This is a genomic window from Acidovorax sp. FW305-C-20-28 (genome assembly GCF_058783375.1).
The window spans coordinates 134600-161187 of the sequence record NZ_JBYSYM010000001.1; the positions used below are offsets into that span (position 1 = coordinate 134600).

A 26588-nucleotide genomic window follows, 5' to 3' on the forward strand; every position below is an offset into this window, starting at 1 on the left:
CAACAGCATCAAAACACACCAACACACAGAGGGCTCCACCACCATGCCTGCCAACGCAGCCATCTATATCCAGCAGGGCTCGGGCGACCTGGCCACCGTCTTTGACGGCGTGAAATCCGACAAGGGCCTGCTGCGCCGCACGGCCACGCGGTACGACGTGCCCTTGGGTGGGGAGACGGTGCGTTTCAATGTGATGAATGCCAAGACGGTTGCGGCCCACGTGCAGGGCTTTCCTGGGCTACATCGCCTCGTTGGACCAGGACGAGGCGCGCAAGCGTGATACGGCCCACGCCATCGGCCACACCACGGTGGTGCTCGGGCTCGTGACGGAGCGCGAGTTCGAGGACAACCCGGCGATCTGGCCCGCGCTGTTCCGCATTGCGGACGCATTCAACGGCTTTGTCTTCGCCTTTGGCAGCGTGCTGCTGCCCAATGGCGCCGTGCTGGTCGGGCCTCTGCTGGACCAGGAAGAAGAAAAAGACGCGCCGGGCGGTTGACCCCGCTGTAGGACACGGCTGCGATTTGCCTGGCGGGCGGCCGTCCCACCACGCCCAGCGCTTAGGATGGCCTGCCCATGCCCAGCGACCTCATCGTCCACCGCCCCGAAGGCCTGTACTGCCCGGCCGGAGACTTCTACATCGACCCCTGGCGGCCGGTGGAGCGGGCCGTGATCACGCATGCGCATTCCGACCATGCGCGCATGGGCTCAGCCCACTACCTTGCACACAGGGACAGCGAGGGCACGCTGCGCAACCGGCTGGGCGCGGACATTGACTTGCAGACGCTGGCCTATGGCGACGCCATCGACCACCACGGCGTGCGCCTGTCGCTGCACCCGGCGGGACATGTGCTGGGCTCGGCCCAGGTGCGGGTGGAGCATGGTGGCCAGGTCTGGGTGGCCTCGGGCGACTACAAGCTGGAGGACGACGGCACCTGCCCGCCCTTCGAGCCGGTGCGCTGCCACACCTTCATCACCGAGTCGACCTTTGGCCTGCCCATCTACCGTTGGCCTGCGCAGCCCGTGCTGTTCGCGGACATCAATGCCTGGTGGGCCGCGAACGCGGCGGCGGGCAAGGCCAGCGTGCTGTATGCCTACGCCTTCGGCAAGGCGCAGCGGCTGCTGCACGGGGTGGACGCCGGCATCGGCCCCATCGTCGTGCACGGCGCGGTGGACCCGCTCAACGCCGTGTACCGCGCAGCGGGCGTGGCACTGCCGCCCACGCTGCGCGTGACGGACCCGGGCGTGACCAAGGCGGATCTGCGCCGCGCGCTGGTTCTGGCACCGCCCTCGGCAGCCGGAACGCCCTGGCTCAAGCGCTTTGGCGAGCATTCCGATGCCTTTGCCAGCGGCTGGATGCTGGTGCGCGGCGCGCGTCGGCGCCGCGGCGTGGACCGGGGCTTCGTGATGAGCGACCACGCGGACTGGCCCAGCCTGCAGAAGGCCATAGGCGCCACCGGGGCCGAGCGCATCATCGTGACCCATGGCAGCACCGAGGTGATGGTGCGCTGGCTGTGCGAGCAGGGGCTGGATGCGCAGGTCTTTGCGACCGAATACGGTGCCGAGGACAACGAGGACGATGCAGGTGCTGCGCCACCAGCCCATGCCGACGTACCGGCGCCTGAGGCCGCGGCATGAAGGCCTTTGCCGCGCTGTTCCAGGCGCTCGATTCCACCACCGCGCAGTCGGCCAAGCTGGCGGCGCTGGTGGCCTACCTGCGCGTGGCAGCGCCGCCCGATGCGGCCTGGGCGGTCTACTTCCTCGCTGGCGGCAAGCCGCGCCAGATGGTGCCCACCAAACGCCTGAAGGCCCTGGCGCAGGAGGCGGCGGGCCTGCCCGAGTGGCTGTTCGAAGAAAGCTACCAGGCCGTGGGCGACCTGGCCGAAACGCTGGCCCTGCTGCTGCCCCCGCCCGCTCAGCCGGTGGACCTGCCGCTGGTCGAATGGATGGCCCAGCTGCTGCCCCTGCGTGCCCTGCCACCCGAGGAGGCTGATGCGCGCCTGCGCGCGCAGTGGGACCTGCTGGCGCCGGAGCAGCGCTTTGTGTACTTCAAGCTCATCACCGGCAACTTCCGGGTGGGGGTGTCGCGCCTGCAGGTGACGCAGGCGCTGGCCACAGTGAGCGCGCTGGACCCCAAGCGCGTCGCCCACCGGCTGATGGGCTACACGCAGATCGGCCGCCAGCCCGCGGCAGACGACTATGCCGCCCTGATCGCGCCCGTGGACGATGCCGCTGACGGCAGCGCTCCCGGCACGGGCGACAGCGGCATGGCGGGCCAGCCCTACCCCTTTTTCCTGGCCCACCCGTTCAGCCAGCCCGTGGTCGAGATGCCCGCGCTGCTGGGCGCACCCCGCGACTGGCTGGTGGAATGGAAGTGGGATGGCATCCGCGCGCAGATCGTGCGCCGCGCGGGCGAGGTCTGGGTCTGGTCGCGCGGCGAGGAACTGGTGACCGACCGCTTTCCCGAGCTGGCCGAGGCGGCCCTGGCGGCCCTGCCCGATGGCACGGTGGTGGATGGCGAAATCCTCGTGTGGCTGCCCGACGAGCCCCAGCCCCGCCCCTTTGCCGACCTGCAAAAGCGCCTGGGCCGCAAGACCCTGACCCCCAAGCTGTTGCGCGAGCTGCCCGTGGTGCTGGTCACCTACGACCTGCTCGAACATGCGGGCCAGGACCAGCGCCAGCAGCCGCAGCAGGCCCGCCGCGCCCTGCTGGAAGCAGTGCTCCAGCCACCCGACGCCATCGCAGAACCCGCAACTCCACCCGCCCTGCGCCTGAGCGCCCTGCTGCACGGCGCCGGCTGGCCGGACCTCGCGCGCCAGCGCGAGGCTGCGCGCGGCATGGGCACCGAGGGCTTCATGCTCAAGCACCGCCAGGCCCGCTACGGCGTGGGCCGCACCAAGGACGTGGGCGTGTGGTGGAAGTGGAAAATCGACCCCATGAGCGTGGACGCCGTGCTCATCTACGCCCAGCGCGGCCACGGCCGGCGCGCGAGCCTGTACACCGACTACACCTTTGCCGTGTGGACCGGGCCGCAGGACGACCCCGACCGGCAGCTCGTGCCCTTTGCCAAGGCCTATTCGGGCCTGACGGACGCCGAGATCGCCCAGGTGGACGCCATCGTCCGCAAGACCACGCGCGAGAGCTTCGGGCCCGTGCGCAGTGTGGATGCGACCCTGGTCTTCGAGCTCGGCTTCGAGGGCATCGGCAAGAGCCCGCGCCACAAGAGCGGCATCGCGGTGCGCTTTCCGCGCATGCTGCGCTGGCGCCAGGACAAGAGCGTGGCCGAGGCCGATACCCTGCAGACGCTGATGGCACTCTTGCCGGGACAGGACGCAGCCGCATGAACGCGGCGGCTCGCCGTTCACGCCAGAAGCCGCCCAAGGCCGACGGTGCCGCTGCGGCCTGGATGGCCACGCGCGGCTGGGAACCCTTTGCCTTCCAGCACGAGGTGTGGCAGGCCCTGGGTGAGGGCCGCTCGGGCCTGCTGCACGCTAACACGGGCGCGGGCAAGACCTATGCCGTGTGGCTGGGCGCGCTGCAGCACCTGGCACCGCCCGAACCTGCGACAGCGCCGATGGAGAACACGCCCACCACGCTGCAGGCCCGCCGCGCAGCCGCACCACCGCTCACGGTGCTGTGGATCACGCCCATGCGCGCCCTGGCGGCCGACACGCTGCGCGCGCTGCAGGCCCCACTGCCCGATCTGGCGCCGGCCTGGACCAGCGGCCTGCGCACGGGAGATACCGCCAGCGGCGAGCGCGCCGCGCAAGACCGGCGCCTGCCCACGCTGCTGGTGACCACGCCCGAGAGCGTCTCGCTGCTGCTGGCGCGCGCCGATGCGCACGAGCGCCTGCGCCACGTGCAACTGGTGGTGGTGGACGAGTGGCATGAGCTGGTAGGCAACAAGCGCGGCGTGCAAGCGCAGCTGGCGCTGGCGCGCCTGTCGGGCTGGAGCCCGGCGCTGCAGGTGTGGGGCATGTCGGCCACGCTGGGCAATCTGCCGGAGGCGCTGGATACGCTGCTGCCCCGGACGGTGCACCATGCCCCCGCAGCGCCGCCCGCCGTGCTGGTGCAGGGCCGCATCGACAAGGCGCTGCAGGTGGACGTGATGCTGCCGCCCAAGGTGGACCGCTTTGCCTGGGCCGGCCACATGGGCCTGGCGCTGCTGCCGCAGGTGGTGCAGTCCATCGAGGCCTGCGCATCGACGCTGGTCTTCACCAACACGCGCTCGCAGGCCGAGCGCTGGTACCAGGCGCTGCTGGAGGCGCGGCCCGACTGGGCCGGCACGCTGGCACTGCACCACGGCTCGCTGGGCCAGGAGGTGCGCGCCTGGGTGGAGAACGGGCTCAAGGCCGGCCAGCTCAAGGCCGTGGTCTGCACGTCGAGCCTGGACCTGGGCGTGGACTTTCTGCCGGTGGAGCAGGTGCTGCAGATCGGCTCGGCCAAGGGCGTGGGGCGGCTGGTGCAGCGCGCGGGACGCTCGGGCCATGCGCCAGGGCGCACCTCCAGCATCACGCTGGTGCCCACGCACAGCCTGGAGCTGGTGGAGGCCGCCGCTGCGCGCCACGCGCTGGCGCTGGGCCGCATCGAAGACCGGCACACGCCGCACGCGCCACTCGACGTGCTGGTGCAGCACCTGGTCACCGTGGCGCTGGGCGGCGGCTTCGTGCCCGAAGAGCTGCTGGCCGAGGTGCGCCGCGCCCCGGCCTATGCCACGCTGGCCGACGATGACTGGCAATGGGCCCTGCAGTTCGTGCGCCAGGGCGGGGCCTCGCTGGCCATCTACCCTGATTTCCAGCGCGCCGTGCCCGACGAGGAAGGCGTGTGGCGCGTGCCGGATGCACGGCTGGCGCGCCGCCACCGCAGCAACATCGGCACCATCGTGAGCGATGCCAGCATGCAGGTGCAGTTCGTGAGCGGCGGGCGCCTGGGCTCGGTGGAGGAAAGCTTCATCGCACGGCTGCGCAAGGGCGACGTGTTCATGTTCGCCGGGCGCCTGCTGGAGCTCGTGCGCACCCAGCAGATGACGGCCTACGTGCGCATTGCCCCCAAGGGCAGTGCCGCGCTGCCGCGCTGGAACGGCGGGCGCATGCCGCTGTCGAACACGCTGGCCGATGCCATGCTCGAAGTGCTGGAGCAGGCCGAGCGCGGTGTCTACGCCTCGCCCGAGATGCAGTGCGCCCGCCCCCTGCTGGCCGTGCAGGGTGCTTGGTCCGCCCTGCCCACACCCGGCCGGCTGGTGGCCGAGACCCTGCACACGCGCGAGGGCTGGCACCTGTACCTGTACCCGCTGGCGGGCCGCCTGGTGCACCTGGGCCTGGCCGGCCTGCTGGCCTGGCGCGCGTCGCAGCAGGTGGCCAACACCTTCTCCATCGCGGTCAACGACTACGGGCTGGAGCTGCTCTCTGCCAAGCCCATCGCCTGGGCCACGCTGCTGCCGCGCATCCTGGGCGAGGGCACGGCCACCACGCTGGGCGGCGGACTGGAAGAGGAGGTGCTCGCCAGCCTGAACGCCACCGAGATGGCGCGCCGACGCTTTCGCGAGATCGCGCGCATCGCCGGCCTCATCTTCCAGAGCCACCCGGGCGAGCAGCGCAGCAGCCGGCAGCTGCAGGCCTCGTCCTCGCTGTACTACGACGTGTTCGCCCAGTACGACCCCGGCAACCTGCTCCTGGCCCAGGCGCGCGCCGAGTTGCTGGCGAACGAGCTGGACATGGACCGCCTGGCCCGCACCTTGCGGGGAATGCAGGCGCAGACCCTGTCCGTCCACGCCATCAAGCGGCCCACGCCCTTCGCCCTGCCGCTGATGGTGGAGCGCTTTCGCGAGCGCCTGAGCACCGAGACCCTGGCCGACCGGCTGGCGCGCATGGTGCAGGCGCTGGAGAAGGCGGCCGACGAGACCACCGGCACCCACGAGGCCGATAATCTGGTGGACCCGGCCGACATGGCCTGGGATGTACCCGACGGGGCCACCGCATCCCCGCGGCGCGCGCGCCGCGGGGATGCCCAGGACACACCCCGCCGGCCCCGCAGACGCCACGGATTCTGAGCCCAGCCACTCCGCCCTTGCCGAACGACGCCGCCCCGACCACCATGCCCCCAGGCGCCCAGGCCATCACCCTGCCTGGCGGCACGGTGCTGTGGCTGCTGCCCCAGCGCGCGGTGGTCTGGCCCGCCGCGCGCATGGTTTGCGTGGCCGACGTGCACTTCGGCAAGGCCGCCACCTTCCGCCGCGCCGGCCAGCCTGTGCCGCACGGCACCACGGCCGACAACCTGGCCCGGCTCGACGCGGTGCTGGCCGCCACGGGTGCGCAGCACCTGGTCTTCCTGGGCGATTTTCTGCACGCGCGCAGCGGCGCCGATGCACCGCTGTGGGCCCAGCTGCAGCCCTGGCGCGAGCGCCACGCCGGCATCCGCATGACCCTGGTGCGCGGCAACCACGACCTGCATGCAGGCGATCCGCCGGCGGCCCTCGCCATCGACCTCGCTGACGAACCCTGGCAACCAGTGGAAAGCGCCGAGGTGCTGGCCTGCCACCACCCCCTGGCCGTTGCCGGCAGCACCGTGCTGGCGGGGCACCTGCACCCCACGGTGACCCTGTACGGCCTGGCACGCGATGCCGCGCGCCTGCCCTGCTTTGCCTTCGCGCCGGGGCTTCTGGTGCTGCCCGCCTTCGGGGCGTTCACCGGAACATCGAGCCAATCCATTGCGCCGCAGACTCGGCGGTTTGCGGTGGTGGGGGATCGGGTGGTGGAGGTTCGATCTTCCAGTTGAGCATCAGCGTGCGCAGATCAAGCCGCTACCATGGATGCCCCGACCCACTGGCCGCATCATGGGGTCGATGAAAGGCGCTGGATGACCGAGCCGGATGAAATGGAAAACCGAGCCCATGAGGCTTGGGACGCAAATGACCTGCCGCGAGCCTTTCAGCTTTTTCTGGCTTGTGCACACCGAGGGGCCAGGGGCGCCATGCTCGATGTGGGGTATTTCTACGACGAAGGCCTGGGCATTCGTTCCAGCAAGTATCTGGCACGGATCTGGTACCGCAAAGCCCGGCACGCAGGGGATTTCGTGGCCGCCAACAACCTGGCCATTCTTTTCCGGGAGCGCCACGCCCATCGCAGCGCTTTCCATTGGTTCCACAAGGCGGCCCTGGACGGTGATGGCGACGCCTGGGTAGAAATGGCGAAATGCCATTTGGAGGGCCAGGGAACGCCCGTCTCCAACGCCAGCGCCCGGGATTGCCTCAGGCGGGCGCTCCGCTCCCGGTTCATCACACCTGCCGGTCGCGAAGAGGCCCAGTCCCTGCTGCGCGCGCAGGGTGTCCTGCTGGGCTTGAGCTACCGCCGGCCTTGAGGTCACGCCGGTCTCGGGGCCCGCAGGGTCTGTCTGATCCCGAACCTCTTGGCCCTTGTGGCAATGAGGCCTTTCGGTCTTGCCGCAGCCCAATTTCCCACCCCCAAACCGCTTCCGCTATAGGCAACGCGTTAAAAAATTGTGCCTACCCGGCGGTAAATTTTGCATTATGGGATTCGATTGCAAAAACCGGGTCCCGGGAAAGCGCCAAAGGACGAGAATGCGAGAGCATTCGCGTTTGGCCCTGCTGTACCCCGGCAAGGGCATTTACACACTCGTTTCGTGAGACAAGCCATGACGACCCAGCAACCCACCATCATCTACACCCTGACCGACGAGGCGCCTCGCCTGGCCACGGCTTCCTTCCTGCCCATCATCCGCACCTTCGCGGCGCCTGCGGGCATCAACGTGGCGGAGTCCGACATCTCCGTGGCCGCCCGCGTGCTGGGCGAGTTCCCCGAGTTCCTGAAGGAAGAGCAGCGCGCTCCGAACACCCTGGCCGAGCTGGGCAAGAAGACGCTGCAGGCCGACGCCAACATCATCAAGCTGCCCAACATCAGCGCCTCGGTGTCGCAGCTCAAGGCGGCCATCGCCGAGCTGCAGGGCAAGGGCTATGCGCTGCCCGACTACCCGGACCAGCCCAAGGACGACAAGGAAAAAGAGATCAAGGCACGCTACGGCAAGTGCATCGGCTCGGCGGTGAACCCCGTGCTGCGCGAAGGCAACTCCGACCGCCGCGCGCCCGCCGCCGTGAAGAACTACGCGCGCAAGAACCCCCATTCGATGGGTGAATGGAGCCAGGCATCGCGCAGCCACGTCTCGCACATGCACCACGGCGACTTCTACCACGGCGAAAAGTCCATGACGCTGGACCGCGCCCGTGAAGTGAAGATGGAACTGATCACCAAGAGCGGCAAGACCATTGTCTTGAAGCCCAAGGTCGCGCTGCTCGACCGCGAGGTGATCGACAGCATGTTCATGAGCAAGAAGGCGCTGCTGGAGTTCTACGAGAAGGAAATCGAAGACGCGCGCAAGACCGGCGTGATGTTCTCGCTGCACGTGAAGGCCACCATGATGAAGGTGTCCCACCCCATCGTGTTCGGCCACTGCGTGCGCATCTTCTACAAGGACGCGTTCGCCAAGCACGCCAAGACGTTCGACGAGCTGGGTGTGAACGTGAACAACGGCATGGTCGACCTGTACACCAAGATCGAGACACTGCCCCAAAGCCAGCGCGACGAGATCAAGCGCGACCTGCACGCCTGCCACGAGAACCGCCCCGAGCTGGCCATGGTCGACTCGGCCAAGGGCATCACCAACTTCCACTCGCCCAACGACATCATCGTGGACGCGTCCATGCCCGCGATGATCCGCAACAGCGGCAAGATGTGGGACGCCAACGGCCGCCTGAAGGACGTGAAGGCCGTGATGCCCGAGTCGACCTTCGCCCGCATCTACCAGGAGATCATCAACTTCTGCAAATGGCACGGCGCGTTCGACCCCAAGACCATGGGCACGGTGCCCAACGTGGGCCTGATGGCCCAGCAGGCCGAAGAGTACGGCTCGCACGACAAGACGTTCGAGATCGCCGAAGACGGCGTGGCCAACATCACCGACCTGGCGACCGGCGAAGTGCTGCTGTCCCAGGACGTGGAAGCCGGCGACATCTGGCGCATGTGCCAGGTCAAGGACGCCGCGATCCGCGACTGGGTCAAGCTGGCCGTCAACCGCGCCCGCAACTCCGGCATGCCCGTGGTGTTCTGGCTCGACTCGTACCGCCCGCACGAGGCGCAGCTGATCACCAAGGTCAAGATGTACCTGCACGAGCACAACACCACCGGCCTCGATATCCAGATCATGAGCCAGGTGCGTGCCATGCGCTACACGCTGGAGCGCGTGATCCGCGGCCTGGACACCATCAGCGCCACCGGCAACATCCTGCGCGACTACCTGACCGACCTGTTCCCCATCATGGAACTGGGCACCTCGGCCAAGATGCTCTCCATCGTGCCGCTGATGGCCGGTGGCGGCATGTACGAAACGGGTGCCGGCGGCTCCGCGCCCAAGCACGTGCAACAGCTGGTGGAAGAGAACCACCTGCGCTGGGATTCGCTGGGCGAGTTCCTGGCGCTGGCCGTGTCGTTCGAGGACCTGGGCATCAAGACCGGCAACGCCAAGGCCAAGGTCCTGGCCAAGACGCTGGACGCGGCCACGGGCAAGCTCCTGGACAACAACAAGAACCCCTCGCCCAAGACCGGCCAGCTGGACAACCGCGGCAGCCAGTTCTACCTGGCCCTGTACTGGGCCCAGGAACTGGCCGCGCAGACGGACGACAAGGACCTTGCCGCGCGCTTCGCCTCGCTGGCCCAGGAACTGACGGCCAAGGAAGAGACCATCGTGGCCGAACTGGCTGCCGTGCAGGGCCAGCCCGCCGACATCGGCGGCTACTACCAGCCCGACGTGGCCAAGCTCGACAAGGTGATGCGCCCCAGCGAGACGCTGAACAAGGCGCTGGCTGCTGTGGCCGCCTGATCTTTTCGGCACCCACAATGCAAAGGCCCCGCTACGCGGGGCCTTTTTTCATTTTTTGAAGGATCAGGGTCTTTCGCGGTCCACCACGCGGCTGTTCAAGGGCTTGGGCACATACGCCGGCAGAAACGCACAGCCCTTGCCGAACTTGGCTTCATTGGCCGGGCACTGCTGGGCGATGCCCTCGGGGGTGGGCTTGGCGCCCTCGTCCACCCAGCGCAGCAGCGCGGTCATCAGCGTGGGGTAGGTCGGGTCGCTCAGGTAGCTGTGGGTGTTGTGCTGGGTGAAGGTCTGCACCAGGCGGGCGCCGCTGCCTGCGCGCTCCATGGTGCCCTTGAAGAAGGCATCGAGCTCGACGAAGGCGGTCGGGTCGTCCACGCCCTTGGTGGTGAGCACCGGCACGTCGATGCGGCCTGTGGGGTCGGTGTCCTGGGCAAAGCGGGCCAGGGCTTGCGGATCGGCCTTGTAGCGCAGCACGGCGGCGTTGAGCGCCACGTCATCGGGCGAGCCGGTGTACTTGGCGCCGGTGTTGCCGAAGGGGCTGGCATCGCCCGTGCGCAGGTGCACCACGTCGCGGTAATGGAAGGTGCCCCAGTTCAGGTGGCTCTGGATGGAGCTGGCCGGGATGCGGATCACGTCGACAATCGTCTTGACCTTGCGCTGCTGCTCGGACGTGCGCTGGGCGGCGGGCTTGTCCAGGCCCAGGCAGTCGTTGACCCGGGCCGCGAGCTCGGCGCCGGTCAGCTTCGCACCGGCCGGCAGGCCGATGTTCAGCGGGTACGGTGCCTCGTTGGGCAGCGGGTGGTTGTGGCACAGGTGCTGGTAGACCACGCGCAGGTCGGTGCGGAAGTCGTACGAACGGCTGCCGCCGGCCAGCAGGCCGCTGGTGAGCAGCACCGCGTCGTAGGGCCGGGGGCTGACGGCACCGTGGCCGAACATGTCGGCCCCCATGGCGGCCACGCTGGCCCCCCAGGACTGGCCGTGCAGGATGGTGCGGCGCGGCTGGGCCACCTGGGCGATGAAGATGCGGCGCAGGCGCTCCGTGTCTTCTGCCGCGGCACGCACGGCCACGCCGCCCTGGCGGAAGGTGCTGCCCGCCCAGGCATAGCCGGCGCGGACCATGATGGACCAGCGCTCCAGGTCCTCCACCGCGCGCTCGGGCTTGGGCGCGCCCAGCGTGGGGCCGCCGTGCGAGTGCATCACCAGCACCTGGTTCCAGGCGTTGGGCATGGCGATGAGGTAGTAGGCGCCGGCCGAGTCCTGGCCCGAGAGGCAGCGCGCGATGGCCTCGATGTCCTTGGGGCAGGCCGTGGCGACGGGGGCTGCCTCCTTGCTGGCGGGCACGGCGGTGCCCACGCCAGCGGCGGGCGGCGTCTTCATCGGGGCGCAGGCCGCCAGCAGGCCGGCGGCCAGGCCCAGCAGGGACAGGCGCAGCGCAGGCGCAAGGGATGCAGAAAGGGCGTGCATGGGCGATTCGTCTCCGGCGGTAGGGGAGTGGTTCTTTGGGGGCAAAACGGGCAATGGAGCCGCATGGCATCGTAGGAAGCGCCCGGCGCCCCGTCAAATAGCCTGCACGGGACAGCTCCATATGCTGCGCGTATGCAGATGCGCCAGCCGGAAGCCGCCCGCACCCTGGCTATAGTTCCCCGGTGCCTGTGTGTGCCCGTGCCGCGCCGTGCATCGCCACCCCAAAATCCTCCCTGGCCCTGCGCAGGACTGGATTTTGTTAACCATTTAGTGAATTATCCAGGCATGAGCAAAGACACCGACACCACCGCCAAGGAGCGCCAGCGCGACGCCGACCGCTCCCAGGGCGCCATCCTCAGCGCGGCGCGCGACGAATTCGCCGAGCATGGCCTGGGGGGCGCCCGCATGGACCGCATCGCCGAGCGTGCGGGTCTGAACAAGCGGCTGATCTACTACTACTTCGAGGACAAGGAGACCCTGTTCCAGGCCGTGCTGGAGCAGGCCTACCTGCACATCCGCGAGGAGGAACGCAAGCTCAACCTGCTGGAGCTGGAGCCTGCCACCGCGATCCGCCGGCTGGTGGAGTTCACCTGGGTGTACTACCTGGAGAACCCCCAGTTCCTGACCCTGCTCAACAGTGCCAACCTGCACAAGGCGCGCCACTTGCAGGAGTCGCAGCGCGCACGCGAGATGAACTCGCCCCTGATCGCCATGCTCGGCGAGGTGCTGGAGCACGGCCGGCGCGAGGGCAGCTTTCGCGGCGGGGTGGACCCGCTGCAGCTCTACGTCTCCATTGCGGGGCTGTCGTACTTCTACCTGTCGAACAACCACACCCTGTCAGCCATCTTCGGGCGCGACCTGATGACCCCCAAGGCCCGCAACGAGCGGCTGACACACATGTGCGACGTGATCCTCGGTTATGTGCTGAAGGACTGAGAGGAAACCACACCCCATGTCCATCGCAACGCTTTTGCTCTTCGTCGTCGCCCCCGCAGCCATGGCTGCCTTTCTCCTCTGGCGCGCCTACCAGATGGGCACCGGCAAGCGTGTCGAACTCACGCGCCAGTGGATCGTGCGCCCGCCCGAAGGGATCGAAGGCTGCGCGCGCCTGTTTGCATGGCGCGACCTGCTCTTTGCGGCAAACCTGTTGCTTGCCCTCGGCCTGCTGCTCTGCCTTCCGCACTATGCGGCCGCATGGATCCCGCTCATGGCGCTCGGCGGCTTCGTGCACCAGGGCTTTACCGGGTACTCACTCGCCAGGCTGCGCAAGAAGGCGCCTCGCTGACCTGCAGCCGCAGCGCGCTCCCTTGATTCAAGCCCACCGCTGCCCACGGCCCCTGCCCCACCCGGCCCTCGGGTAAATACCTAGCTTCGTAGAACGCGTCTGCGTTGACGCAGGCGCAGCAATGCCTAAAAATCCGCTTATTCACCAATCAGTGAATTAAAGAGCAAGTCCAAGCCTGCCAACGGAGACAAATCCATGCCCTTCATCCGCACCACCCGCCGCGCTGCCGCCACTGCCCTGGCAGTTGCCACGCTCACGTCGCTGTCCTTCAGCGCTTTCGCGCAGGGCGGCTACCCCACCAAGCCCATCCGCGTGATCGTGCCCTTTGCGGCCGGCAGCACCACCGACATCATTGCGCGCGCCATCGCCGACAAGATGGGCCAGAGCATGGGGCAGTCGCTGGTGGTGGACAACCGCGGCGGCGCCAGCGGCACCATCGGCCAGCAGGCGGTGGCCACGGCCGCGCCTGATGGCTACACGGTGATGATCCATTCCTCCTCGCACACGGTGAGCCCGCTCACCTTTGCCAAGCTGCCCTTCGACACCACGGGCGACTTCGCGGGCGTGACGCCGATTTCCTCGCTGCCCAATGCGCTGGTGATCTCGCCCGCCAAAGGCATCAAGACGCTGCAGGACCTGGTAGCCGCGGCCAAGGCCAAGCCCGGCACGGTGAACTTCGCCTCGGCCGGCCAGGGCAGCGCCACGCACCTGAACGCCGAGAAATTCAAGCTGGCCGCGAAGATCGACGCCACCAACATCCCCTTCAAGGGCTCGGCCGAGGCCGTGACCGAGGTGCTGTCGGGCCGGGTGGACTATTACTTCTCGCCCATTGCGCCCGTCATCGGCCAGATCAAGGACGGCCAGCTGCTGGCGCTGGCCGTGGGCTCGCCCAAGCGCGCGGCCGCCCTGCCCGACGTGCCCACCACGGCCGAGGCCGGCGTGCCCGGATCGGAATTCAACTTCTGGATCGGCATGATGGTGCCGGCCAAGACGCCGCGCGACATCGTCAACCGCCTGCACGACGAGGTGGTCAAGGCCCTGGCCACGCCCGAGGTGAAGGAGCGCTTCCTCAAGCTCGGTGCCGATGCCTGGACGCTCAAGCCCGAGCAGTTCGACGCCTACATCAAGGACGAGATCAAGAACAACGCCGCGCTGGTCAAGGCGGCCGGCCTCTCGCCCACCCCGTAATTCCCTGAGCGCTGCACTGCGCCGCCAGCCCCTGCCATGGGGATGGCCAGGCCGCGCCTTTGCCCATTCATTTTTGCAACCTTTGAACTGAAAGCGGACGACACCATGGCCACCCAACGACTCGGACTCATCATGCACGGCGTCACCGGCCGCATGGGCATGAACCAGCATCTGATCCGCTCCATCTGCGCCATCCGTGCGCAGGGCGGCGTGCTGCTGGCCAACGGCAACCGCGTGATGCCCGACCCCATCCTCATCGGCCGCAATGCCGAGAAGATGGAGGCCCTGGCCAAGGCGCATGGCATCGCGCGCTGGGGCACAGACCTCGATGCGGCACTGGCCAACCCCGAGGACACGGTGTTCTTCGACGCCGGCACCACGCAAATGCGCCCCACCCTGCTGGCCAAGGCGATCCGCGCCGGCAAGCATGTGTACTGCGAAAAGCCCATTGCCACCAACCTCAACGAGGCGGTGGAGATCGCACGCCTGGCCTCGGGCTCGGGCCTCAAGCACGGCGCCGTGCAGGACAAGCTCTTCCTGCCCGGCCTGCGCAAGCTGGACATGCTGCGCCGCGCGGGTTTCTTCGGCCGCATGCTGAGCGTGCGCCTGGAGTTCGGCTACTGGGTCTTCGAGGGCGACCTGCAGCCCATCCAGCGCCCGAGCTGGAACTACCGCAGCGAAGATGGCGGCGGCATGATCCTGGACATGATGTGCCACTGGCGCTATGTGCTGGACAACCTGTTCGGCGAAGTGAAGTCCGTCTCGTGCATCGGCGCCACCCACATCCCGCAGCGCTGGGACGAGGCGGGCCAGCCCTACAAGGCCACGGCCGACGACGCGGCCTATGCCACCTGCGAGCTCACGGGCCACAACGGCGAGCCGGTGATCGCGCAGCTCAACATGAGCTGGGCCACGCGCGTGCGCCGCGATGACCTGGTCACCTTCCATGTGGACGGCACCGACGGCTCGGCCGTGGCCGGCCTGTCGAGCTGCCGCGCGCAAAGCCGCGTGGCCACGCCGCGCCCGGTGTGGAACCCCGACGAGAAGCAGACCATGAACTTCTTCGACCAGTGGCAGGAGATCCCTGACTCGCAGGTCTACGACAACGGCTTCAAGATCCAGTGGGAGCACTTCATCCGCCACGTGGTGGAAGACGCCCCGTACAAGTGGACCCTGCCCGAAGGCGCCAAGGGCGTGCAGCTGGTGGAAGCGGCCCTGGAAAGCTGGAAGGAACGCCGCTGGGTGGACGTAGCGCCACTGAAGGCATGACGTCCTGATTCATTTCACTTCATCTCCCGAGCTCACCATGGCCCTTCGCCTTTCCCTGCCCACGGCCGACGGCCGCATCAGTCCCTACACCCTGCAAGGCCGCACGCCCGTGGTGCCGCAGCAGGGTGCGGTGTTCAACCGCATCGCCTACTCGGCCGCCCACGTGGTGGCCGACCCGCTGGCCGCCATCGACCCGTGGCTGCAGTGCGCGGTGGACTGGGACGCCACCATCGCCTACCGCCAGCGCCTGTGGTCGCTGGGCCTGGGCGTGGCCGAGGCCATGGACACCGCGCAGCGCGGCATGGGGCTGGACTGGCCAACCTCGCTGGAGCTGATCCGCCGCTCGCTCGACGCGGCGCGCGACTTCGGCCCGGGCGCGCTCGTGGCCTCGGGCTGCGGCACGGACCACCTGGTGCTGGACGAGGTGAAGTCGGTGGACGACGTGATCCGCGGCTACGAGGAGCAGATGGAGGCCATCGAAAAGCTCGGCGGCAAGCTCATCGTGATGGCCAGCCGCGCGCTGGCCCGCGTGGCAAAAAACCCTGCCGACTACGAGCGCGTGTACGACCGCATCCTTTCGCAGGCACGCCAGCCCGTAGTGCTGCACTGGCTGGGCGACATGTTCGACCCGGCGCTCGCGGGCTACTGGGGTTCGCGCGATGTGGATACGGCCATGGACACGGCCCTGGCCGTGATCGCCGCCCACCCGGACAAGGTGGACGGCATCAAGATCTCGCTGCTCGACAAGGACAAGGAGGTCGCCATGCGCCGCCGCCTGCCCGCCACGGGCGGCACCGACGGCCAGGGCGTGCGCATGTACACGGGCGACGACTTCAGCTACGCCGAACTGATTGCGGGCGATGGCGCCGGCAGCACGCTACGCCAGGGCCAGAGCGATGCGCTGCTGGGCATCTTCGACGCCATCGCACCGGCCGCGAGTGCGGCGCTCGCGGCCTTGGCCGCAGGTGACACAGCGCGCTTCCACGCCATCCTGGGGCCCACGGTGCCACTGTCGCGCCACATCTTTGCGGCGCCCACGCGCTTTTACAAGACGGGCGTGGTCTTCATGGCCTGGCTCAACGGGCACCAGGGCCACTTCACCATGGTGGGTGGGCAGCAGAGCACGCGCTCGCTGGTGCACTTTGCCGAGCTGTTCCGCCTGGCCGATCAGGCCGACCTGCTGGAGCAGCCCGAGCTGGCCGTGCAGCGCATGGGCCACCTGCTGGCATTGCACGGCGTGAGCGCCTGAGCACCATGCGTGATTTCTCGCAAGACCACCGCTGGCTGTCGATCAACACCGCCACCGTGCGCAAGCAGCAGGGGGCGGAGGTACCGCTGCCCCGCATCATCGACCAGTGCGCCGAGCGCGGCATCCGCGCCATCAGCCCCTGGCGCGACCAGGTGGCTGCCGTCGGGCTGGATGCCACGGCGCGCCAGTTGCGCGCCCATGGCATGGCGCTGTCGGGCTACTGCCGGGGCGGCTTTTTCCCGGCGGCCGATGCGGCCGGCCTGCGCGCAGCGCTCGATGACAACCGCCGCGCCATCGATGAGGCCAAGACGCTCGACGCCGCCTGCCTGGTGCTGGTGGTGGGCGCCCTGCCCGGCGCGCTGGACGGCACACCGCACTACACCGACCTCGCGCGGGCACGCAGCGAGGTGTTCGATGGCATTGCCGCATCGCTGGAATACGCGCGCCAGGTGGGCATGCCCCTGGCCATCGAGCCGCTGCACCCCATGCAGGCGGCCGACCGCGCCTGCATCAACACGCTGGAGCAGGCGCTGGACATCTGCGACGCGCTCGATGCGCGCAAGACCGGCGCACTCGGCGTGGCGCTGGACGTGTACCACGTGTGGTGGGACCCCAAGCTGGCGCAGCAGATCGCGCGGGCCGGCAAGGAGCGCCTGCTGGCCTACCATGTCTGCGACTGGCGCCTGCCTACGCGCGATCTGCTCAGCGACCGCGGCATGATGGGCGATGGGGTGATCGAACTCAAGAAGATCCGCCAGTGGGTCGAGGCCGCGGGCTTCGACGGCTACGCCGAGGTGGAGATCTTCTCGGCGCTGGACTGGTGGCAGCGTACGGGCGAAGACACGCTGGACACCTGCATCGCACGGCATTGCACCGTGGTCTGACGATGTGCCGGGTGCCGCCCGGCACATCGGCTTCAGGCGGGAACGGGAGCTACGGTGCGCCGCACGCGGCGCACATTGAAGGCGCTGGCGATCAGCACGCCCTGCACCACGGCCAGGCCCAGCAGCACGGCGGTGAAGCGCCCCTGGTCGAGCAGCACGCCAAACAGCAGCGGCGACATGGCCTGGCCAATGTCCAGGCCCGAGTACACGATGCCGTAGACGCGGCCCGTGGAGCCTTCGGGCGTGGAGCGCTTGACCAGCAGGTCGCGCGAAGGGCCGGCGATGCCGGCGCAGAAACCCATCACGCCAAACATCACGGGCACCAGGGCGCCGGGCGGGTGCGCCAGGGCCAGGGCCACCGCCACGCAGGCCGCCAGGCCGAAGCCCACGCCCACGATGCGTTCGCAGCGGCTCGGGTCGGCGGCGAGGAAGCCGCCCAGCACCATGCCGCCCGCACTGGCCACCATGTAGACCGTGAGGCACATCGCAGCCAGGGCCACCGGCACCGCATGCAGCTGGCGCGCGGCCTCGGGCGCGAAGGCCTGCACCACGTTGAGCGAGACGGCGTAGAAGAAGAAGAACGCAAAGCACATCCACACGGCCGGGATACGCAGGAAGGCGAAGTTGCCCTGCTGGCCGGCCGCGCCACCCTTGGCGACGGCTGCCGGGGCGGGAGGCAGCTCCAGCACGCGGCGGTTGAACAGCAGCAGCGCGAGCACAGCAAAGGCCAGCACGCCCGCGCAGACCAGGGCCACGCGCCACGAGAAGGCGATGGCCAGCGGGACCAGCATGGCCGGTGCCAGCGCCCAGCCCAGGCTGCCGGTGATGCCGTGCACGCTGTAGGCATGGCCCAGGCGCGGCGCGCTCACGCGGCGGTTGAGCAGGGTGTAGTCCACCGGGTGGAACACGCCGTTGCCGATGCCCGCGAGCACCGAGAACGCGGCCAGCATGGCGTAGCTGGTGCTGGCCGCGAAGCCGAACGCCGCCAGGCCCAGCAGCGCCAGGCCACCAAACAGGATGGGGCGCGGGCCGAAGCGGTCGACCACAAAGCCCGAGCCCGCCTGCACGGCACACGAGACCACGAAGAAGATGGTCATGAGAAAGCCCAGCTCGGTGTAACCGACCTGGAAGGCATCCTTGAGCCAGGGGAACAGGGGCGCCAGCAGCAGCTGGCTGTAGTGGCTGATGAGGTGGGCGATGCCCACGAGGCCGATCACACCTGCGTCGGCACGCAGGGGAACGGCGGCAGCGGGGCTGGCGGCGGGGTTGGCAGAAGTCATGCCGAAATCGTAGTATTGCGCCTGAGTTTCTGGAATGCGACGGATAGACAGTTTTCGGCGAATTTGCGCCAACTCCGTATACAAAAACCACCCACCCCATGGCACGCACCAGCCAGGTCGCCCCGCTCGGGGACACCGACCCCTTTGCCCCGAACCCCGCACACCCGGTGCGGGTGCGCGCGCGCAACATGCCGGCCGACACGCATTTCGAGCCGCACCGCCATGCCTGGGGGCAGCTGGCCTACTGCGCCAGCGGCGTGATCCAGGTCAGCGTGGTGGCCCCGGTGGCGCCCACGGCCTACATCGTGCCGCCCTCGCGCGCGGTGTGGATCGCCCCGGGCGCGCTGCACGCCATTGCCGTGCTGGAGGCGGCGGCCTTTCGCACCCTGTACATCGACCCCAGCGTGGTGCCCGCCGATGGTGCCGTCTGCCGCGTGATGGCCGTGACGCCGCTGCTGCGCGAGCTGGTGTCCGCCCTGGACCCCGTGGGCGGTCCGCCGCCCGGCCCGGTGCGCGAGGCGGCGCTGACCCGGCTGGTGCTCGACGAGATCGGCGAGGCCGAAAGCCTCGCCCTGGGCGTGCCGCTGCCCGGGCCGGACAGCGACAAACGCCTGCGCGCCCTGTGCCAGGCCGTGCTGGAAGCCCCTGGCCGCCATGCCACGCTGCACGGCTGGGCCACCGACAGCGGCGCCAGCGAGCGCACCCTGGCGCGGCTGTTCCAGGCGCAATTCGGCATGGGCTTTGCACCCTGGCGCAAGCAGGCCGTGCTGGCCCACGCCCTGCCCCGCCTGGCGCGCGGCGAATCGGTGGGCGCCGTGGCCGCTGCCAGCGGCTACGCCAGTGAAAGCGCGTTCTCGGCCATGTTCAAGGCCGCCATGGGGCAACCGCCGAGCTGGTTCATCGGCAGGAACGATGCCTATGGGCCGTCTTCGGCATGACCGCCAGGGGGCCTTCGGCAACCGCCGGGGACAGTGGGCTGCCCCGCGCACGCCCGATGCGGCGATACTGGGAAGCAGTAACACCAGGTTTCAGGGGAGAGGGAAAGCATGATTCGACAGTTGTTCCTTGGCACGGCCGCCTGCCTGGCGCTGGCCGCGCCGGCGTGGGCCATCAACAAGTGCACGGGGCCCGATGGCAAGGTGTCTTTCCAGGATGCGCCCTGCGTGGGCGCAGGCAAGGGCGAGAAGATCGAAGTCCGGCTGTCGAGCAGTGGCATCGGTACTGCAGCGGCAGCGCCGGCGGCCGCCACACCGGCCTCGGGTGCATCGGCGGCGGCACCTGCCGCGGGCGCCGCATCCGCCCCGGCTGCAGCCACCGCTCCCGCCCCACGCAAGGAGGGCGCCTTTGGCGAGACCTGGCGCCGCAAGACCGACCTGGAGCAGCGCCTGATCCGCGAAGCGCGCGGCGCCCTCCAGACCCACCAGCAGCGCTGCGCCACCGAGCAGCGCGAGCGCGCCGCGCGCCGCACCCAGGCCCGCACCAACACGGCCGTGGCCACGTCCGAACAGGCCCTTGCGTCCGAGATGCAGGCCGCGACCGCCGCCTGCGAAATGCGCTCGCGCGAGCTGCAGGCCAATGTGGATGCGCTGGAGAAAGAGCTCAAGGAATTGAGCAAGAAGTAGCGTCCACAGAAGGGCCCCTTCGAACGCTCAGCCCGGCGCCCCCACCTGCTGCACCAGCGCCATGGCAAAGCGCCCATGGCCGACCGACCAGTCCGAATAGTCGTTTTCGTGCATGAAGATGAACACATCGGCCGGCTCCACCTGCGCCATGGCCTGCAGCTTGCGCGCGATGGCGGCATACAGCGCGCGCTTCATCGCATCGCTGCGCCCACGGCGCAGGGTGATCTCCACCACGACCACGGCGTCCGAGCGCGCCACGCCGTTGAAACTGCGGCTGAAGGCGAACTGCCCTGGCGCATAGCCGGTGACCATGTTGAACAACTCGTCTTCGGGCATGCCGATGCCCTCGACCAAGGCCTGGTGGATGGCCTGGACGACGGCCTCGCGCGTTGCGGCCGGGGTGGCCTGGGGCAGATGGGTGTGGATGAAGGGCATGGGCTTATGTTCCTGAAAATCAAAATTGGCTGAGCCCGAATTCTTGCCCCTGCCCTTTCACTGGAAAAGCGATTTATGCTCCGTTCCTATGTGCGTCTTGATCACATAGCCATGCCCCACCGCCTGCCCCCGCTCGCTGCCCTGCGCGCTTTTGAAGCCGCTGCCCGCCTGGGCCGCATGACGGCGGCCGCCGATGAGCTCTCGGTCTCGCCCGGTGCCATCAGCCGCCAGGTGCGCCAGCTCGAAGACCACCTGGGCCTGGCGCTGTTCGACGGCAGCAAGGCCCGCCCCACCCTGACCGCCGCGGCACGCACGCTGCAGCCGGTGCTGACCACGGCCTTCCAGCAGATCGCAGACACCGTGCGCGCACTGGGCGACGCCCACCAGGGCCCGCTGGACGTGGCCTGCTTCAGCACCTTCACCGTCAAGTGGCTGATACCGCGGCTGTTCGACTTCCATGCACAGCACCCGGGCATCGAGGTGCGCCTGCGCACCACCGACACGGGCACCGATGCCGCGCGCGAAGGCTGCGACCTGCTCATCACCGCCGAGGAGGCGAGCGGCACGCCCCGCGACGCGGCCACCACCCTGCCCCTGTTCGCCGAGCGCCTGGGGCCCGTGCTGTCGCCTGCACTGGCTGCGCGCACCGGTGTGCTGCACACACCCGCCGACCTCGCCCGCCAGCCCCTGCTGCACACGCGTGCGCGGCGCAGCGCCTGGGCCACCTGGGCGGCAGCGGCCGGTGCGGACTGGCCCGAGGCCACGGCGGCTGCCGGCCCTGTCTACGAGCACTACTACTTCACGCTGGAGGCCGCCGCGCGCGGCCTGGGCATTGCCATGGCCCCCTGGCACCTGGTAGCGGACGATGTGCAGGCCGGTCGGCTGCTGGCGCCGTTCGGCTTTGCCGCCTCGGGCTACGACTACCTGGCGCTGCGGCGCACGGGGGCCGCACACCCCCGGCTCGACGTGTTCTGCGCCTGGCTGGTCGCGCAGGCGTGCGCGATGTCCCCGCCCCTCAGCGCACAGCCTTGAGCTCGTCGATCCAGCGCTCGCGCACGATGGAAGTCGCGGTGTCGGCCACGGCGGTGCTGAACTGCTGGAGCTGAACGCGTGGGTTCATGGGGGGTATGGATGCAAAAGGGCTGCAGGAGGCACCACGCCGGGTTCAGGCCTCAGTCGTCCCAGCGGAACAGCCTGTGGGCGCGGTGCCTGGTGGTCTCGATCAGGCGCGCGTTGGGTGCATCCGTGCGGTCCACCCACGCCAGCGCATCCTCGCGGCTGCGGCCGTATTCCTCATGGCGCCGGGTCAGGCGGCGGGTGCGCAGGCCGTCGTCGACATCGACGTACCAGACCTCGTCCAGCAGCCCGGCCACGCCTGCCCAATGGCCGCTGTCGAGCAGCAGGTAGTTGCCTTCGGTGATGACCAGCCGGGTCTGCGGCGCCACGGCGATGGCACCTGCGACCGGCTCTTCGATCTCGCGCCGGAACTCCGGTGCATAGACGGTTTCGCCGGGCTGCTGCGCCCGCAGGCGCCGCAGCATGGCGGCATAGCCTGCGCTGTCGAAGGTGTCGGGGGCCCCCTTGCGGTCCGCGCGGCCCAGCCGCTCAAGTTCCACATGGGCCAGGTGGTAGCCATCCATGGGAACCACCTGCGAAACATCGGCGAAAGCCTGCTGCAAGGTCGTGGCCAGGAGGGATTTTCCGGCGCCCGGGGGCCCGACCAGCCCGAGCAGCTTGCGTTGGCCATCCTGCAGGAGTTGGTGCACGCGCGCCAGATGGCAGGGCGGGATGGTGGGAAGTGCGCGGGTCGTCATGCGTTCATGGGTCGGTCTTCATGCCCGCCACGCGGCCGGGATCTGTTCCGCAGGCAAGGCCCCCGTCATGACCGACACCGTGTCGCTCATGGTCACCGCCTTCGGGTTGAGCACGGCACCGCGCTTGCCCAGGCGCGCGACGTGGATGCGGTCGGCGATCTCGAACACATGGGGCATGTTGTGCGAGATCAGCACCACGGCCAGGCCCCGGTCGCGCACACGGCGGATCAGCTCCAGCACCATGTTGCCCTCCTTGACACCCAGCGCTGCCGTCGGCTCGTCGAGGATCACCACATGCTCGGCGAAGGCCGCCGCGCGCGCCACGGCCACGCACTGCCGCTGCCCGCCGGACAGGGTTTCAACCGCCTGCGTCATCGAGCGGATGCCGACCTTCAGGTCGTTCATGCGCGCAATGCTTTCTTCCAGCATGCGCTTCTTGTCGAGCATGCGCAGCACATGGCCCATGAAACCGGTGCGGCGCAGTTCGCGACCCAGGAAGAGGTTTTCGGCAATCGTCATCGCGGGAGCGACGGCCAGGTCCTGGTACACGGTTTCGATGCCTTCGCGGCGCGCGTCGACCGGGCCTTTGAAATGCACCGGCTTGCCGTCGAGTTCGATCACCCCAGCGTCAGGAATGGTCGCGCCCGACAGGCACTTGATCAGCGAGGACTTGCCGGCCCCGTTGTCGCCGATCACGGCGAGGATTTCGCCCGCACGCAGCTCGAAGTCGGCGCCATCGAGTGCCGTGACCTGGCCGTAGCGCTTGACCAGGCCCGCGGCCCGCATGACGACGGGGGGTTGCGCAGCCATCAGCGGCCTCCTTTGCGCGACAGTTGATCGACCGCGACCGCCAGGATCACAAGGATGCCGGTGATCAGCATCTGGTAGACGGAAGACACGCCCATCAGCGTCAGGCCATTGCGCAGCACGCCCACGACCACGGCCCCGATCAGCGAGCCGAGCACCACACCGCGGCCGCCGAACAGGCTGGTGCCGCCCAGCACGACGGCGGTGATGGCATCCAGTGCCTCGGTCTGCCCGGCGTTCGGGTCGCCCACGCCGGTGCGGGCCACGGCCAGCAGCGAGGCAATGCCGTAGAACACCCCGGACAGGGCATACACGCCCAGGATGACGCGCTCGGGCGGAATGCCGACCAGCCGCGTCGCCTCCGGGTTGTTGCCCACCGCATAGACATGCCGACCCGACGCCGTTTCGCGCAGCCAGAACCATACGCCCAGGTACAGCAGCACCATCAGCACTGTGCCGTAGGCAATGTTGGTGCCGCCAATGGCGAAGGTGCTGCCCAGCCAGGTCATGGCCCCAGGCACCTCGGTGACCGTCTGCGCCCCCGAATACAGCTGCGTGATCGCGAAGGCAATGTTGAACACGCCGAGCGTGACGATGAACGGCGGCAGCTTCAGCCGCGTGACGAGCAAGCCGTTGAGCAGGGCGAACAGGGTCGTCACCGCCATGCCGACCAGCACCGCGAGAAACGGCGGCAGCCCGAAGTCGGCGGCCACCTTGGTCATCACGATGCTGCCCAGCGCCATGACCATGCCGCACGACAGGTCGATGCCGGCGGTCAGGATGATCAGCGTCTGGCCGATGGCGATGACGCCGACGACCATGACCTGCTGCAGGATCAGCGAGAAGTTGTCACCACTGAGGAAGCGCTCGGTGGTGCTGCCAAAGATGGCGCAGGCGATCAGCAACGCAATGAAGGGCCCGAGCTGGCCAAGGGGGGGCAGTTTGTCTTTCAACGTGGGGATCCTCAGGATGGGGAGCTGAAGGCGGGCGCCCGGGGCCTGCGCCAAGGCCGGCTACTTCTTGCCCCAGCACAGGTCGGTGCCGGTTTTCACGTCCTTGCTGTCGACACCCGCGACGGCCTTGCCGGCGATCAAGGTCACGCCGGTGTCGGTGTAGCCGCTGACCTTCTTGCCGCTCTTGGCGTACTCGATGCCGGCCTCCACCCCCATGGCCGCCATTTTCAGCGGGTACTGTTGCGAGGTGGCGGCGATCTTGCCGGCCGCCACGTCCCTGATGCCGTCGCATCCACCGTCCACCGAGACGATCATCACGCCCTTCTCCTTGCCGGCCTTCTGCAGCGCATTGAATGCGCCAGCGGCTGCCGGCTCGTTGATGGTGTAGACCAGCGTGATGTCGGGGTTCTTCTGCAGGCAGTTCTCCATGGCCGTCTGGGCCTTCGCGCGGTCGCCAAAGCTGTCGGCCATGCACACCACCTCTGCGGGCCGGGCCAGCTCGTTGTTCTTCGCGTCGTAGCTGGCCAGGCCGAAGCCCTGCAGGAAGCCGTTGTGCCGTTGCGCACCCACCGGATGGCCCGGCAGAAGATCGAGCGTTGCGATCTTCAAGGGCTTGCCCGGCGCACTGGCGGCGAGGGCTGCCTTGGCGTACTGGCCAATCAGCACACCGGCCTTGTAGTTGTCGGTGGCAAACAGTGCATCGGTGCCATCGGCAGGATCCGTCGGGCTGTCCAGCGCGATCACCATCACCCCCTTGTCGCGCGCCTTCTTGATCGCGGGAAGGATGGCCTTGGAGTCGTTGGGCGTGATCAATATGGTCTTGGCGCCCGCGCCGATCATGTTCTCCATCGCGGTGATCTGGCCGGCGTTGTCGCCATCGGCCTTGCCGGCACCGCTCAGCAGCTTGGCCCCCTTGGCCTTGGCAACCTCGGCGGCGCCTTCCTTCATCTTCACGAAGAAGGGATTGGTCTCGGTCTTGGTGATCAGCCCGATGACCGGCGTATCGGCCATCGCCGTGCCAGAAGTGGTCAGCAGGGTTGCGATCAGGGTGGCGTACTTCAAGTTCATCGGATGTCTCCAGGGTGTGGTCGGGTCCCAATTCGGCCTTGTGCAAGCCCTTGCCTGGACACATGCCGTGTGCGATTATGGGAATACGCAAGCGCTTGCGCAAGCGCTTGCGACCTAGGGAAATCCATAGGCCTCGGCATGTCTTCGGCGGTGGGCCTGGGCCGTGCGGTCCTCCGCCCGGAATTCCCGGGATGGGTGCGATACGATGAAGAAAACTCCCATGCCTGCCCACCATACCGTGCATCCGATGGCATGGCGTGGCAGTGCCGGCCATGGGGCTTGGAGCTCAATGGAGAAGTGATGATTACGATGGAAACCGTCGCGGCGGCCGCAGGGGTATCGACCTCTACGGTCTCGCACGTCATCAACAAGACGCGCAAGGTCCACCCCGATACCGAGCGGGCCGTGCTGGACGCCATCGAGCGGGTCGGCTACTCGCCGAACCACCTGGCGCGCGCACTGGCAGGTGCCCCGACCAGGACGGTCGGGGTCGCCATTTCCGTCCTGTCGAACCACTACTTCGCTGCCGTGGTGCGCGCGATCGAGGCCGAATGCGCCAAACGGGGCCTGATGATGCTGCTGGCCGACACCCACGAGGATGCCGACTACGAAATGAAAGTGGTGCAGGCCCTGCACGAGAGGCGTGTCGACGGCATCGTGATTGCCCCCTCCGCCGAGCCGCAGCACCGTGCGCTGGACTACCTGCGCGACAAGGGCGTGCCGACGGTCCTGGTGGACCGGTTCGTCGGAACCACGTTCGACCAGATCGGCGTGGAAAGCCGCGACGCGGCCCAGACCCTGGTGGAGCACCTCATCGGACTGGGCCACCGGCGCATTGCCCTGGTGTCGGGGGCAGCAGGGCTGTCCACGACGACGGAACGGCTCGAAGGCTACTGCCGCGCCCTGGCGGCGGCAGGCATCGCTTTCGACCCGGCCCTGGTCCGCAGTGGCGAGTCGCGGTCCGAGCCCGCCAGCGCGGCCGTGCACCACCTGCTGTCGCTGGACCAGCGCCCCACGGCCCTGATGACTGGCAACAACCTGATGACGATTGGCGCCATGCAGGCCTTGCGCGCTGCAGGGCTGAGCGTTCCCGGCGACATTTCGCTCGTCGGCTTTGACGACTTTGACTGGGCCGACGTCTTCTCACCACGCCTGACGGTCATGGCGCAGCCCGTGGAAGAACTCGGCACCCGGGCGGTACGCCTTTTGGCCCGGCGCATCGCCGACCCCGGTGCGCGCCGCCAGACCGTGCGGCTCGCGCCCACGCTGCGCATGCGCGACTCTGCGGGCGTTCCCGGACCCCGGTGACCCCGACCCTGCCCCGTTGCAGCATTGCGGCCTGGGGCGCCCGGCTTCTCAGCGAAAGCGCATTCCCCTGGCCATC

At 68.6% G+C, this 26588-nt stretch carries 25 protein-coding genes; 18 read left to right on the forward strand and 7 right to left on the reverse strand.

Going from position 1 to position 26588, the window contains the following annotated elements; all coding sequences use genetic code 11:
- The first annotated feature begins 43 nt into the window (after positions 1-43).
- The 8 genes from AC3WOH_RS00650 (at position 44) to AC3WOH_RS00685 (ending at position 9886) form a co-directional block, all read left to right on the forward strand.
- Complete coding sequence (locus AC3WOH_RS00650) at positions 44-280, forward strand: hypothetical protein (protein ID WP_492227487.1); 237 nt, start codon at positions 44-46, stop codon at positions 278-280.
- Positions 252-497, forward strand: coding sequence for a hypothetical protein (locus tag AC3WOH_RS00655; RefSeq protein WP_492227488.1), 246 nt, complete (start codon positions 252-254; stop codon positions 495-497). The genes AC3WOH_RS00650 and AC3WOH_RS00655 overlap by 29 nt, the downstream gene beginning before the upstream one ends.
- 77 nt (positions 498-574) lie before the next feature.
- Positions 575-1636, forward strand: a complete 1062-nt coding sequence (locus AC3WOH_RS00660; RefSeq protein ID WP_492227489.1) for a ligase-associated DNA damage response exonuclease — start codon at positions 575-577, stop codon at positions 1634-1636.
- Positions 1633-3342, forward strand: coding sequence for an ATP-dependent DNA ligase (locus AC3WOH_RS00665; protein ID WP_492227490.1), 1710 nt, complete (start codon positions 1633-1635; stop codon positions 3340-3342). The genes AC3WOH_RS00660 and AC3WOH_RS00665 overlap by 4 nt, the downstream gene beginning before the upstream one ends.
- The gene (locus AC3WOH_RS00670) at positions 3339-6047 is read left to right on the forward strand and encodes a ligase-associated DNA damage response DEXH box helicase (protein WP_492227491.1); all 2709 of its coding nucleotides are present in this window, start codon (positions 3339-3341) and stop codon (positions 6045-6047) included. Before AC3WOH_RS00665 ends, AC3WOH_RS00670 begins: the two co-directional genes overlap by 4 nt.
- Before the next feature lie 44 nt (positions 6048-6091).
- Positions 6092-6772: a ligase-associated DNA damage response endonuclease PdeM gene (pdeM, locus tag AC3WOH_RS00675; RefSeq protein WP_492227970.1), complete on the forward strand. Its 681-nt coding sequence runs from the start codon at positions 6092-6094 to the stop codon at positions 6770-6772.
- Positions 6773-6802: 30 nt separating this feature from the next.
- Positions 6803-7354, forward strand: a complete 552-nt coding sequence (locus tag AC3WOH_RS00680) for a tetratricopeptide repeat protein (protein ID WP_492227492.1) — start codon at positions 6803-6805, stop codon at positions 7352-7354.
- A 294-nt stretch (positions 7355-7648) separates the two neighbouring features.
- Complete coding sequence (locus tag AC3WOH_RS00685; protein WP_492227493.1) at positions 7649-9886, forward strand: NADP-dependent isocitrate dehydrogenase; 2238 nt, start codon at positions 7649-7651, stop codon at positions 9884-9886.
- Positions 9887-9949: 63 nt separating this feature from the next.
- Here the strand turns inward: AC3WOH_RS00685 and AC3WOH_RS00690 are convergent, their stop codons facing one another.
- Entirely contained in the window at positions 9950-11350 is a 1401-nt protein-coding gene (locus tag AC3WOH_RS00690) for an alpha/beta hydrolase (protein ID WP_492227494.1), read from the reverse strand.
- Between the two features lie 285 nt (positions 11351-11635).
- On the opposite strand from AC3WOH_RS00690, the gene AC3WOH_RS00695 reads away from it, so the two are divergent.
- The 6 genes from AC3WOH_RS00695 (at position 11636) to AC3WOH_RS00720 (ending at position 17225) form a co-directional block, all read left to right on the forward strand.
- Positions 11636-12286, forward strand: coding sequence for a TetR/AcrR family transcriptional regulator (locus AC3WOH_RS00695; protein WP_492227495.1), 651 nt, complete (start codon positions 11636-11638; stop codon positions 12284-12286).
- A gap of 16 nt (positions 12287-12302) precedes the next feature.
- The gene (locus tag AC3WOH_RS00700; protein ID WP_492227496.1) at positions 12303-12635 is read left to right on the forward strand and encodes a hypothetical protein; all 333 of its coding nucleotides are present in this window, start codon (positions 12303-12305) and stop codon (positions 12633-12635) included.
- A gap of 195 nt (positions 12636-12830) precedes the next feature.
- Positions 12831-13823, forward strand: coding sequence for a tripartite tricarboxylate transporter substrate binding protein (locus AC3WOH_RS00705; protein WP_492227498.1), 993 nt, complete (start codon positions 12831-12833; stop codon positions 13821-13823).
- A gap of 105 nt (positions 13824-13928) precedes the next feature.
- Positions 13929-15092 carry a Gfo/Idh/MocA family protein gene (locus tag AC3WOH_RS00710; protein ID WP_184855143.1) on the forward strand — a complete coding sequence of 388 codons (1164 nt, stop codon included), beginning with the start codon at positions 13929-13931 and terminating at the stop codon, positions 15090-15092.
- Between the two features lie 37 nt (positions 15093-15129).
- Positions 15130-16341, forward strand: a complete 1212-nt coding sequence (locus tag AC3WOH_RS00715) for a dihydrodipicolinate synthase family protein (protein WP_492227499.1) — start codon at positions 15130-15132, stop codon at positions 16339-16341.
- A gap of 5 nt (positions 16342-16346) precedes the next feature.
- Positions 16347-17225: a sugar phosphate isomerase/epimerase family protein gene (locus tag AC3WOH_RS00720; RefSeq protein ID WP_492227500.1), complete on the forward strand. Its 879-nt coding sequence runs from the start codon at positions 16347-16349 to the stop codon at positions 17223-17225.
- Positions 17226-17257: 32 nt separating this feature from the next.
- Here the strand turns inward: AC3WOH_RS00720 and AC3WOH_RS00725 are convergent, their stop codons facing one another.
- Positions 17258-18505 (reverse strand): MFS transporter, encoded by a 1248-nt coding sequence (locus AC3WOH_RS00725; RefSeq protein ID WP_492227501.1) that lies wholly within the window; start codon positions 18503-18505, stop codon positions 17258-17260.
- 98 nt (positions 18506-18603) lie between these two features.
- On the opposite strand from AC3WOH_RS00725, the gene AC3WOH_RS00730 reads away from it, so the two are divergent.
- Together AC3WOH_RS00730 and AC3WOH_RS00735 are read left to right on the forward strand one after the other, a co-directional pair.
- Entirely contained in the window at positions 18604-19443 is an 840-nt protein-coding gene (locus tag AC3WOH_RS00730; RefSeq protein ID WP_492227502.1) for an AraC family transcriptional regulator, read from the forward strand.
- A 108-nt stretch (positions 19444-19551) separates the two neighbouring features.
- Positions 19552-20127: a DUF4124 domain-containing protein gene (locus AC3WOH_RS00735; RefSeq protein WP_492227503.1), complete on the forward strand. Its 576-nt coding sequence runs from the start codon at positions 19552-19554 to the stop codon at positions 20125-20127.
- A 27-nt stretch (positions 20128-20154) separates the two neighbouring features.
- Here the strand turns inward: AC3WOH_RS00735 and AC3WOH_RS00740 are convergent, their stop codons facing one another.
- Entirely contained in the window at positions 20155-20562 is a 408-nt protein-coding gene (locus AC3WOH_RS00740) for a tautomerase family protein (RefSeq protein WP_492227504.1), read from the reverse strand.
- A 111-nt stretch (positions 20563-20673) separates the two neighbouring features.
- On the opposite strand from AC3WOH_RS00740, the gene AC3WOH_RS00745 reads away from it, so the two are divergent.
- A complete protein-coding gene (locus tag AC3WOH_RS00745) occupies positions 20674-21594 on the forward strand; it encodes a LysR substrate-binding domain-containing protein (protein WP_492227505.1) in 921 nt (306 codons plus the stop codon).
- 140 nt (positions 21595-21734) lie between these two features.
- Here AC3WOH_RS00745 and AC3WOH_RS00750 read toward each other — a convergent pair whose 3' ends face one another.
- The 4 genes from AC3WOH_RS00750 to AC3WOH_RS00765 are packed head-to-tail and all read right to left on the reverse strand — an operon-like array spanning position 21735 to position 25204.
- Positions 21735-22376, reverse strand: coding sequence for a nucleoside/nucleotide kinase family protein (locus tag AC3WOH_RS00750; protein WP_492227506.1), 642 nt, complete (start codon positions 22374-22376; stop codon positions 21735-21737).
- An 18-nt stretch (positions 22377-22394) separates the two neighbouring features.
- Positions 22395-23186 (reverse strand): ATP-binding cassette domain-containing protein, encoded by a 792-nt coding sequence (locus AC3WOH_RS00755; protein WP_492227507.1) that lies wholly within the window; start codon positions 23184-23186, stop codon positions 22395-22397.
- Complete coding sequence (locus tag AC3WOH_RS00760) at positions 23186-24145, reverse strand: ABC transporter permease (protein ID WP_492227971.1); 960 nt, start codon at positions 24143-24145, stop codon at positions 23186-23188. The genes AC3WOH_RS00755 and AC3WOH_RS00760 overlap by 1 nt, the downstream gene beginning before the upstream one ends.
- Positions 24146-24196: 51 nt before the next feature.
- The gene (locus tag AC3WOH_RS00765; RefSeq protein ID WP_492227508.1) at positions 24197-25204 is read right to left on the reverse strand and encodes a sugar ABC transporter substrate-binding protein; all 1008 of its coding nucleotides are present in this window, start codon (positions 25202-25204) and stop codon (positions 24197-24199) included.
- Between the two features lie 300 nt (positions 25205-25504).
- Here AC3WOH_RS00765 and AC3WOH_RS00770 point away from each other — a divergent pair, with 300 nt between their 5' ends.
- Complete coding sequence (locus AC3WOH_RS00770) at positions 25505-26512, forward strand: LacI family DNA-binding transcriptional regulator (RefSeq protein WP_492227509.1); 1008 nt, start codon at positions 25505-25507, stop codon at positions 26510-26512.
- Positions 26513-26588: the final 76 nt, after the last annotated feature.